The sequence below is a fragment of the Cycloclasticus sp. genome, from assembly GCF_019090545.1.
Classification (GTDB): Bacteria; Pseudomonadota; Gammaproteobacteria; order Methylococcales; family Cycloclasticaceae; genus Cycloclasticus; species Cycloclasticus pugetii.
Window position 1 is genome coordinate 1 of record NZ_JAHRVT010000012.1, and the last position, 10,472, is coordinate 10,472.

Below are 10,472 nucleotides of genomic sequence, written 5' to 3' on the forward strand. Positions count from 1 at the left end.
CACACTTAACAAGTGGGTCAAGTTCGTTCGCTATCGCTCACTGGGACGCTCCGCTCGTTCCTCGCTCCGCGCCCCTTACCCAAAACGTTATATTTTAAAAACATGAAGCCAACAGAATCACTTACCATAACTGCCGAAGCCAACATTTCAAAATGTGGTAAATATAGGTATTGGCTCAACCGCACATGGGACAATAAAAAACCGATAGGTGTTTTTATTTGCATGAACCCATCAACAGCAACCTCAGCAATGTGTGACTTAACAATGTGTAATTGCAATAACTTAGCAATGCAGTGGGGCTGGGGTGGTTTTTATATCGTAAACTTATATGCTTATAGAGCTACAGACCCAAATGACTTAAAAAAACAAAATAATCCTATCGGCAAGCTAAATGACCATGCAATAACAGACATATGCGCTAATGCGTCAATGATTGTTCTAGCGTGGGGCAATGGAAACAAAAAAAGAGCAAATGATGTATTGTCTTTGTTAGGCAGCAAAAAACTACATTGCATTGATAAAAATAAAGGCGGTGGTTTTCTTCACCCCAGTCGTATTAAAACAAAAGATTACCCACATGCTAAAAAAATATAACAAGTCATTCAACCCGACCTTTTTATACGCCGTTTCGCTTCGCTGCACTCTGTATAAAAAGGCCGGTTAACTCAAACGTTATACCCCATTAACCCTCAAGAAGGATCGAATATAAAAAGTTAAAATCAGCGGCTATCGTTGGAACCTTTGGAATTGGGGTGGTTCTTACAAACACGGCGAGCGCATTCGAGGATTTAGGCAAAGACTGTAAAGCCTATGCAAGAGCTGTTTTTGCAGTTGCGGAAGTGTCCATGCACCGGGGTGAGGCACAAGCCACGATGAATCAATGCACTGGATTTCCAGATCAAGAGAATAATCAACCAAACAGGTGGTTAAAGAAAGATGACATACTCATCAGGTAGTTTAATTAATCAAAAAAAATGGATCTTACTTTTTCATTTTATTATTGGTGCAATAATAGGCGTGCTTCTATTACATCCGTTGACGACAATGGTATTCTGGTACGAATACAAGGGCTTAATCGAATTTCCGGGTAACAGCCCGATAGAGTTTTTGATTCAGCGTTTAATTACTGAATTCAAGTTTGAATTAATGCCTATGAGCTTTGTGTTTGCACTGCTTGGCGGTATTGTTGGTCTATTGTTCGGTCTGTACCATATAAGACTGTCTGGCCAAAAAAATCTTGTCCGCTCTCTGGAACACGAGCTTGCTGAAGAATTACCCTTATTGATTGCCAGAGGCGAAAGTGAGCATCTTGAATTCAAATCCACGTATCGTTGGGATGTAAGACAACAGCGAACGAATCGCGCACTTGAGTCGATTGTCATCAAAACCATCGCCGGTTTTTTAAATCGCGAAGGCGGTACACTGCTAATCGGTGTTGAGGACAACGGCAATATCATTGGAATCGACTCTGACTTCCAGACATTGAAACACAAAAATAGAGACGGCTTCGAACGCGCACTGATGGATACGGTTAAAACCAGTCTAGGAGGAAACGCTTGCGCATTACTTCATTGCCGGTTCCACGATATTGAAAATAAAACCATCTGCCGCGTCATTGTCGAGAGCGCTGTTGAACCTGTTTATTATCATGAGGACAGCGTAGCACGGCTTATGGTACGCACAGGTAATAGTACACGAGAGCTGGATGCGCGGGAAGCACATGCCTATCTTTCCAGTCGAACAACAAAATCTTTTTCTTTATAGGTACACAATGAATACGCATTCGCATAACCACGACACTGAATCAATAGGTGATCGCCGCCTGGGGTTCGCCATCGCTATCAATATGCTCTTGACATTAGCACAGGTCGTCGGTGGTATTCTATCGGGCAGCCTTTCACTTATTGCTGATGCGCTGCATAATTTCAGTGATGCCGCCTCACTGCTCATTGCCTGGGTCGCCAGAAAGATCGGGCGTCAACCGGCGGATCATTTCAGAACCTTTGGTTATAAACGCGCTGAAGTTATCGCCACATTGATTAATTTAGTCACGCTTGTCCTGGTTGGGCTGTACCTGGCCTATGAAGCGCTATGGCGAATCTATGAACCACAGATTATTGAAGGCTGGATGGTTGTGATTGTGGCGGCGATAGCACTTGTGATTGATCTGGCAACCGCGTTTCTTACCTTCACCATGTCTAAGCACAGTATGAATATCCGTGCCGCTTTTTTGCACAATGTATCGGATGCACTGGCTTCACTGGGTGTTATTGTTGCCGGCACACTGATCCTTCTTTATGAGTGGTACTGGAGTGACACCTTAATAACATTATTGATAGCCGCGTATGTTTTGTACCAGGCAGCCACGATGTTACCAAAAACCATTCATATCCTGATGCAGGGAACACCGGAGGGCATTGTTATTGATGATGTCATCACAGCCATGCAGCAGGTAACAAATGTTATCAATGTTCATCACGTACATATCTGGCAACTTGACGAGCATCAGAATGCATTAGAAGCTCATGTTCTACTTTCTGATTATTCACAACTGGATAAAGTGAAGGGTGAATTAAAAACAGCGCTTGCACAAAAATTCTCCATCGGGCATTCAACACTCGAGTTTGAGATTAAAGAATGCAAATATGATCAGTGTTAACTTTTTTATATCGAAGCAAGTTTTAAATGAGTAATTGTGGAAGTGAAGAGTCTGTAATCATTCTTCATGACAGATTGGAATTGAGGGGGGGGGTCAGGTCTTGCAATCATGCATTTGTGTTGATAGAGTCTGCTTATGGCTAGACCAATAAGAATTGAATATGCGGGTGCGCTTTATCATGTGACCTCTCGTGGTGATCGACGTGAAGATATTTTCGTTGACGATGAAGATAGGTTGATTTGGTTAGAGGTTTTTTCTCAGGTTTGTCATCGGTTTAATTGGCGATGCCATGCATGGTGTTTGATGGATAACCACTACCATATTGTTATTGAAACAATTGAGGGGAATTTGTCACAAGGGATGCGCCAACTGAATGGAGTATTTACCCAAAAGTCTAATCGAAGACATGGGCGTGTTGGTCATGTTTTTCAGGGGCGATTTAAGGCTATTCTTGTTCAAAAAGATGCTTACTTACTTGAATTATCACGTTATGTTGTACTAAACCCAATTAGAGCAGGAATGGTAACGGATTTGTCGGACTGGAAATGGAGTAGTTATCAGGCGATGATCGGTGTTGTTTCTAGTTCAAATTGGTTGGAAACGGACTGGATATTAAACCATTTTGGTCATTCTAGAAAAACTGCCATCAATAATTATGGAAATTTTGTCCGTGAGGGCGTTGGCCTGTCGCCAATATGGGCTGCTTTGAAGCGACAAGTTTTTTTAGGTGATGAGGCATTTGTTGATAAGGCGCTAACACGAATTGAAGGCATTGCTGGAGAAGGTGACCTTAGAGAAGTTCCAAGAGTACAGCGTAGGGCGCAAGCTAAACCTTTAAACTGGTATATGAAAAATCATTCCTCACGTGACGAGGGAATCGTAAGTGCATATGTCAGTGGTGATTATTTAATGAAAGACATTGCTGATGAGTTTAATGTGCATTATTCAACGGTTAGTCGAGCCATTAAAAAAGCGGAGATGCGTGATTGCAAGACCTGACCCCGTTTCCTTCGATGTGAGCTTTTAATTTAGAGTGTTATTGTTATACAGAGTTTGGCCTTTTTGTTAATAAAGGCCCAAGGGTCTCCATACAATCGCATAAAGGACTACATGCCTTTTAGTAAAAAAGTTGAACAGAAAACTCAGAAGTTAGTCGATTCAAAACACATGCTTAAAAGCATTACGTTTGCCTCGTTTTTAGAATCGACGATTGTGCCTATCCCTCTTGAAGCTGTTATGGCGCCATTGATGCAGGCCAGACGAGATTCGCTGTGGAAAATTGCACTGATGGCTACTATTGGCTGTGTTATTGGAGCCTGTTTTGGCTACGCACTAGGCTACTACCTTTTTGATATAGCCGGACAATGGATTATTGATACCTTTTTTAACCAGCAGCAATTCGATATTGTAAAACAACATATGCAAACCCAGGGTTTTTGGTTTGTTATGTCCCTTGGTGTTGCCCCTATTCCGTTTCAAGTGGCCATGCTCGCTGCAGGAGCGATGCAATATTCCCTGGCTTTATTTTTACTAGCCACAGTAATAGCCAGATCGTTACGATATGTTGGTTTAGCCGCCGTTGTTTATTATGCGGGGGATAAAGCTGAAGCGCTTATAAAGCATTATAGAACGAAAGCCATTATTGCTATCATGCTAGTAATTTTACTGCTGTGGTGGTTATCCAACGTTTAAAATAATTGTTCTGTTCCAAAATTTTCCAAGTGGAGTTTTAAGTCAGCTTACGCCTACTAATGGACGCCGTTGTGCACGTCATCTGTCGCTAATCGTAAGTACTCAGCACTGCCTATACAGCAAACTGCGATGGGTAGACACACATATTTTTTTATGATAAACCTAACTGATGGTGCTCCTCAATACACGCCGCCTGCAAATGACCAAGTGGAGCGGCAACAATTTCATTTATCTTAAGTGGGTGCATCAAATTCGGCAGTTAGCGTCACAAAGGCAGAAGACAGAAAAAAATATTTCTGCACTCTTTACACTCAACACTAGGAGCAAACATTATTATGAAATTTAAATTTTTCAACGCTTTAGCAGTCACTTTTTTAGCCAGCACTAGCGCATTCGCTCTGGATGCCAAGTTTGCTGATGAATCATGGGATGGCGTTACAGTGCCTACAGGACAACAATGTCAGAAATTTGGCGGTATTAACCCAGCAACACCTAAGCTAATTGTTAGCGAAATCCCTGCGGAATCTAACGCGTTGGTTCTGGAGTACAGTGATCGTAATTACGAGGTAATGGATAACGGTGGACATGGAATAATGAAATTCATGATTGATCCACAAAAAAGTCAGGTGGAAGTCCCCTCTGTTCTGGGCCATACGTTCGATATCCCTAAAGAGTTTACATTAATCGAAGCGCATCGCAGCCCAAGTTGGGATAAAGCAGGCGCTTATATGCCACCGTGTTCTGGAGGCAAGAATAATGAATACTACGTAACCATCAAAGCAGTTAAAGACGACAAAGTGACTGCATCCACCGTGTTGGAAATGGGTAAATACTAAGCTAGTTAACCAGCCTACCCGATTAAAACAGCAACCACATAAGCCGTCAGCTCGTTGCGCTGGCGGCTTATGCTTTTGTATGTTTAAGTTAAATAATCTCACAAACGATTTTCGCACGCCCTGTTTAACCAAGCGTTATGCTCCATAGCTAGCATCAAGTAGAGGTTGATATGAAATTCTTAGTTTTTTTAGGCACAGTTCGTGATAGCACGCCTCCGAAGCCTGCGCGTTTGGGTGTTCGAGTAGCTAAGGCAGTGCTAGCCTGCCTGCAAAGCCGATATGAAAAGCATGAAATAGAGTTGATCGATGTTTTAGATTATTCGCTTGATACTATCTTTAAGCCTCATTTTGCTTACCCAAAAAACAAGGCCCCTGGTGAACTCAATGATTTAGCGACAAAAATTGGGAGTGCTGATGGCTTTATTATGGTTAGCCCTGAATATAACCATTCTATGAGCCCCGCACTTACTAACCTGTTGAATCACTTTGGCAGCTCTTTGTTTGCCTACAAACCAAGTGCGATCGCTACCTATTCCGCAGGACAATGGGGTGGTATGCGTGCAGCCATTGGAATGCGTACGTATTTATCAGAACTAGGCTGTTTGCCTGTTTCCGCAATGATACATGTACCTAAAGCACAAGAAGTCTTCACCGAAACCGGGGCTGCGCAAACAGAGGTCGATAATGACTCATGGTTCAATTATTTTGACCGAACCATCAAACAATTGGTTTGGTGGGCCGAAGCCGCAAGGGAACAACGTGCCTACATTGACCCTCATCATTTAATCACTGATTTCAAAACAAAACCGTCAGAGCGAAACGCTCCTTGACGTGATAGGCTCGATTCGTATTTGGCTTCGCTCTCCGTAAAACCTAAAGCAACACTACAAATGGTTTGCTAAATACTACCTTCAAGGCTATGCAGTTTTTTTTATTTGAGCCACCTCGTCTGCTTGAAGTTTGTTGGCATAGCTAATGCCTTCATCCATTATCAAGCAGGCATTAAAAAGGCCCAATTTTTTCGACGTTAAAATTGAGTTTACCAATACGTCAAAAGCTCCTGAACTTAAGAGAAAAGGTATACCCTAAAACCCTAACGCACAACAATACATTAGCCTCAAGACCCTTATGAAAAACTGGTTCAAAAAAAACCTTGGTGATGCCATGTTGGCCTATGATCAGCTAGAGTTAATCAAGCAACACCTATTGTTAGCGTATACTCAGGCCGGCAAACCAAAAGAAATGGCTGCCTTTATTCGACATGAATCGGAAGGTCGCCTGCATTGCGACGTGAACATTTATTTCTCCCCAGTGTCTGCACACGTAGCTAAAGAGTTTGCTGCAGAACCATGCGAAAAACCCTCAGCAAACAGCCTAAGTTTGTTTGCCGGTTCTCAAGATTCTTGGCCAATACTGTTTCCCGAGCATACACGCTAATGACAAGCGATTGTGACACGACGCTAACTAAGCCAAACAAACTTTATTGGCAGTACTAGCTATTAAAAACTATTAACAAGGTAAAAAGAATGGATGATTCAAAACAAAAGATTGCTCTTTTTATAGATGCTGATAATGCGCCCGCTAGCAAGTTTGAAGATGTGCTTAGCGAGGTTGCTAAATACGGCGTCGTCACCATAAGAAAAGCATATGGTAACTGGAAAAAAACCTCTATAAAGGCATGGGAGGACCTTTTACATGAATATGCTATTCAGCCAGTTCAACAATATGATTTATCGAAAGGAAAAAACGCGTCTGATATAGCCTTGGTTATTGATGCAATGGATGTTATGTATACGAAAGATATAGATGTTATGTGCTTTGTATCATCTGATTGCGACTTTACACCAATGGTTACTCGTGCCCTAGCAGAAGGCAAAGTGGTATTAGGATTTGGTGAGCGAAAAACACCCTCTCCTTTCGTTAACGCGTGCTCTAAGTTTTTATTTTTAGATCAAAAACCTGATAACAGCGATACCGCACAAACAAAAACAAAGACTATTAAGTCTGACACCAAGTTAATAAATTTACTTCGGCAGGCCATTGAGGCCACTGAAGAAGATAATGGATGGGCCGCCCTTGGCCCCGTCGGCGCACATATTTCTAATAAAACATCATTCGATTCAAGAAACTACGGTTATAAAAACCTCAGCAGCCTTCTTAAAGCCATCGATTTGTTTCAACTCAAACGAGGGCCGGGTAATTCATATGTAGTAAAAGACCTACGAAAGAAAAAATAAATATAACAATCGGCTAAAAACAATAACGCCCTTGTGTTATTGCCCTGCAAAATTATGACTAAACGCGCACAGGGTGACAAAAAAACATAGTATCTTTACTGTTGAAAAAATAATTAAAGGCCTATGCTGGTAGATATATGACTGAAAATTCTTGTAAAACGAAGGGGGAGAAAACCGTATCTTGTAAATTAAAGCTTATGCAAGACATTGGGTTATGCAGGAATCTATTTAATTAATGCGGCAAATAGATAAAAGCTATCGTGATCATATAATCAATCGACTATACATATAGGTGGATTTATTAGATGCTTGTTCACGCCACCTCCTAAGGTGGTAACGACTAACCAATAACTTGAGGAATACTTTATGTCAGAAAATAAATGTCCCGTCATGCACGGTGGTGCAACAGAGGTCAGCACATCAAATATGAAATGGTGGCCTAATGCCCTTAATCTGGACATATTGCATCAACATGACAGCAAAACAAACCCGTTAGATGAGAGTTTCGATTATGCTCACGAAGTAAAAACTCTTGACTTCGCTGCACTTAAACAAGACATGCTAGCGTTAATGACCGATAGCCAAGAGTGGTGGCCGGCCGACTGGGGGCATTATGGTGGATTGATGATCCGCATGTCATGGCACGCAGCTGGTACATATAGAATAGCTGACGGTCGTGGTGGTGCTGGCACCGGTAATCAACGCTTTGCACCGATCAACTCTTGGCCAGATAACGTTAATTTAGATAAAGCGCGGCGTCTGCTTTGGCCCATCAAAAAGAAATACGGTAACAAATTAAGCTGGGCGGATTTAATCACTTACGCTGGCACTATTGCTTATGAATCGATGGGCCTAAAAACCTTTGGTTTCGCCTTTGGCCGTGAAGATATCTGGCACCCAGAAAAAGATACCTATTGGGGGTCAGAAAAAGAGTGGCTTGCTCCTAGTGACAACGAAAATAGCCGATATTCAGGTGAGCGAGATTTAGAAAACCCATTAGCCGCAGTTATGATGGGCTTAATCTATGTTAACCCTGAAGGTGTCGATGGCAAACCTGACCCGTTAAAAACTGCACACGATGTACGTGTTACTTTTGAGCGGATGGCAATGAATGACGAGGAAACAGTTGCCCTAACAGCCGGTGGTCACACGGTTGGCAAAACTCACGGTAACGGTAATGCAGCCTTGTTGGGCGCGGAACCTGAAGCCGCTGATGTAGACGAGCAAGGTTTAGGCTGGAACAACAAAACAACACGCGGTATTGGTCGTGATACGGTCACAAGTGGTATCGAAGGGGCTTGGACAACCAAACCAACTGAGTGGGACAACGGTTACTTTTCATTGCTTCTAAAATACGACTGGGAATTGAAAAAAAGCCCAGCCGGTGCATGGCAATGGGAACCGATTGACATTGACGAAGCGGATAAACCTGTTGATGTTGAAGACCCCTCTATTCGACTAAACCCTATTATGACTGATGCCGATATGGCCATGAAAATGGACCCTGAGTATCGCAAAATATCTGAGCGCTTCTACAACGACCCTGCTTACTTTTCCGAGGTCTTTGCTCGTGCTTGGTTTAAGCTAACACACCGTGACATGGGGCCAAAAGCACGCTATATCGGCCCTGAAGTGCCACAAGAAGACTTAATTTGGCAAGACCCTGTTCCTGTTGGTAACAGCAACTACGATGTTGAGGCTGTTAAAGCAAAAATTTCAGATAGCGGCCTAAGTATCAGCGAAATGGTGGCAACAGCATGGGACAGTGCGCGTACTTTCCGCCAATCGGACAAACGTGGCGGTGCCAATGGTGCGCGGATTTGCCTTGCTTCACAAAAAAACTGGGAAGGCAACGAGCCACAGCGGCTTAATAAAGTACTGTCTGTGCTTGAGCCAATTGCTAGCGAAACCGGTGCGAGTATTGCTGACCTAATCGTATTGGCGGGTAATGTGGGTGTTGAACAGGCTGCCAGTGCCGCCGGTGTAGAGGCTTCTGTTCCTTTTACGCCAGGCAGAGGAGACGCAACCGATGAGATGACTGACGCCGATTCATTTGCCGACCTTGAACCTATTCATGACGGTTATCGTAATTGGTTGAAACAAGATTATGCTGTTTCCGCTGAGGAATTGATGCTCGATCGCACTCAATTGATGGGGCTTACCGCACCAGAAATGACCGTGCTATTAGGCGGCATGCGCGTGATGGGCACCAACTACGGCAATAGCCAACATGGTGTGTTTACAGACCGCGTCGGCGCCCTTAGTAACGACTTTTTCGTGAATTTAACGGATATGCGTTATACCTGGAAACCAGCGGGTAAAAACCTGTATGAAATACAGGAACGAAAGTCTGGCGAGGTAAAGTGGACAGCAACACGCGTTGATTTGGTGTTTGGTTCTAACTCAATCCTGCGTGCCTACGCTGAGGTGTATGCGCAAGATGATAACCAGAAAAAGTTTGTTGCTGATTTCATCAAGGCCTGGGTTAAAGTAATGAATGCAGATCGCTTCGACCTAGCGTGATATTTATATTGCGGCTCCCCGTTAAACCCCTTAACGGGGAGCCGTATAAACTATGGAAATAAAAAAGGATTAAAAATATGTCAAATGAAGGCTATCACGAACCTATTAGTGAAATTACAGATGAAACAAGAGATATGCATAGAGCCATCACCTCCCTTATGGAAGAACTTGAGGCGGTAGATTGGTATAACCAACGAGTTGATGCATGCAAAGATGAAGAGTTAAAAGCCATTCTTGCTCACAATCGAGATGAAGAGAAAGAGCATGCTGCCATGGTTCTTGAATGGATTAGAAGAAAAGACCCAAGAATGGATAAAGAGCTAAAAGATTACTTATTTACCGACAAACCCATCGCGCATAAATAGGCAACGCCTAACTAGATGATTTAACTTGGACGGCGCAAAAATGCGCCGTCTGTTATTTAAGGCATTATACAGAAGTGGTTCCACTAATTAGGACAACCTGCTTAGGAGTTATTTTCCCAGTTAATCATGCCGCGATTAACGGCATGATGGTTTCATAATA

General features: G+C 42.9%; 11 protein-coding genes. All 11 read left to right on the forward strand.

Translation table 11 applies throughout. From position 1 onward, the window contains the following. The first annotated feature begins 102 nt into the window (after positions 1–102). The 11 genes from KUG63_RS02955 (at position 103) to KUG63_RS03005 (ending at position 10,312) form a co-directional block, all read left to right on the forward strand. The gene (locus KUG63_RS02955; RefSeq protein WP_073024080.1) at positions 103–594 is read left to right on the forward strand and encodes a DUF1643 domain-containing protein; all 492 of its coding nucleotides are present in this window, start codon (positions 103–105) and stop codon (positions 592–594) included. A 342-nt stretch (positions 595–936) separates the two neighbouring features. Further along, entirely contained in the window at positions 937–1,764 is an 828-nt protein-coding gene (locus tag KUG63_RS02960) for a helix-turn-helix domain-containing protein (RefSeq protein WP_020931834.1), read from the forward strand. Between the two features lie 7 nt (positions 1,765–1,771). After that, positions 1,772–2,659 (forward strand): cation diffusion facilitator family transporter, encoded by an 888-nt coding sequence (locus tag KUG63_RS02965; RefSeq protein WP_020931833.1) that lies wholly within the window; start codon positions 1,772–1,774, stop codon positions 2,657–2,659. Between the two features lie 135 nt (positions 2,660–2,794). Next, the gene (locus KUG63_RS02970) at positions 2,795–3,658 is read left to right on the forward strand and encodes an REP-associated tyrosine transposase (protein WP_287553953.1); all 864 of its coding nucleotides are present in this window, start codon (positions 2,795–2,797) and stop codon (positions 3,656–3,658) included. Between the two features lie 111 nt (positions 3,659–3,769). Continuing rightward, on the forward strand, positions 3,770–4,351 hold the full coding sequence (locus KUG63_RS02975) for a YqaA family protein (protein ID WP_287553954.1): 582 nt from the start codon (positions 3,770–3,772) through the stop codon (positions 4,349–4,351). Between the two features lie 335 nt (positions 4,352–4,686). After that, positions 4,687–5,187 (forward strand): hypothetical protein, encoded by a 501-nt coding sequence (locus tag KUG63_RS02980; protein ID WP_073024087.1) that lies wholly within the window; start codon positions 4,687–4,689, stop codon positions 5,185–5,187. Positions 5,188–5,357: 170 nt separating this feature from the next. After that, the gene (locus tag KUG63_RS02985; protein WP_073024088.1) at positions 5,358–6,017 is read left to right on the forward strand and encodes an NADPH-dependent FMN reductase; all 660 of its coding nucleotides are present in this window, start codon (positions 5,358–5,360) and stop codon (positions 6,015–6,017) included. A gap of 298 nt (positions 6,018–6,315) precedes the next feature. Then, positions 6,316–6,624: a hypothetical protein gene (locus tag KUG63_RS02990; RefSeq protein ID WP_287553956.1), complete on the forward strand. Its 309-nt coding sequence runs from the start codon at positions 6,316–6,318 to the stop codon at positions 6,622–6,624. A gap of 89 nt (positions 6,625–6,713) precedes the next feature. Beyond that, positions 6,714–7,424 (forward strand): NYN domain-containing protein, encoded by a 711-nt coding sequence (locus tag KUG63_RS02995; RefSeq protein ID WP_073024089.1) that lies wholly within the window; start codon positions 6,714–6,716, stop codon positions 7,422–7,424. A 366-nt stretch (positions 7,425–7,790) separates the two neighbouring features. Beyond that, the gene (katG, locus tag KUG63_RS03000; protein ID WP_016390331.1) at positions 7,791–9,947 is read left to right on the forward strand and encodes a catalase/peroxidase HPI; all 2,157 of its coding nucleotides are present in this window, start codon (positions 7,791–7,793) and stop codon (positions 9,945–9,947) included. A 77-nt stretch (positions 9,948–10,024) separates the two neighbouring features. Continuing rightward, a complete protein-coding gene (locus tag KUG63_RS03005) occupies positions 10,025–10,312 on the forward strand; it encodes an encapsulin-associated ferritin-like protein (protein WP_015004937.1) in 288 nt (95 codons plus the stop codon). Positions 10,313–10,472: the final 160 nt, after the last annotated feature.

Coding starts and splice junctions, on each gene's coding strand:
- KUG63_RS02955 (WP_073024080.1), top strand. CDS start 103: ATGAAGCCAACAGAATCACTTACCATAACTGCCGAAGCCAACATTTCA.
- KUG63_RS02960 (WP_020931834.1), top strand. CDS start 937: ATGACATACTCATCAGGTAGTTTAATTAATCAAAAAAAATGGATCTTA.
- KUG63_RS02965 (WP_020931833.1), top strand. CDS start 1,772: ATGAATACGCATTCGCATAACCACGACACTGAATCAATAGGTGATCGC.
- KUG63_RS02970 (WP_287553953.1), top strand. CDS start 2,795: ATGGCTAGACCAATAAGAATTGAATATGCGGGTGCGCTTTATCATGTG.
- KUG63_RS02975 (WP_287553954.1), top strand. CDS start 3,770: ATGCCTTTTAGTAAAAAAGTTGAACAGAAAACTCAGAAGTTAGTCGAT.
- KUG63_RS02980 (WP_073024087.1), top strand. CDS start 4,687: ATGAAATTTAAATTTTTCAACGCTTTAGCAGTCACTTTTTTAGCCAGC.
- KUG63_RS02985 (WP_073024088.1), top strand. CDS start 5,358: ATGAAATTCTTAGTTTTTTTAGGCACAGTTCGTGATAGCACGCCTCCG.
- KUG63_RS02990 (WP_287553956.1), top strand. CDS start 6,316: ATGAAAAACTGGTTCAAAAAAAACCTTGGTGATGCCATGTTGGCCTAT.
- KUG63_RS02995 (WP_073024089.1), top strand. CDS start 6,714: ATGGATGATTCAAAACAAAAGATTGCTCTTTTTATAGATGCTGATAAT.
- katG (WP_016390331.1), top strand. CDS start 7,791: ATGTCAGAAAATAAATGTCCCGTCATGCACGGTGGTGCAACAGAGGTC.
- KUG63_RS03005 (WP_015004937.1), top strand. CDS start 10,025: ATGTCAAATGAAGGCTATCACGAACCTATTAGTGAAATTACAGATGAA.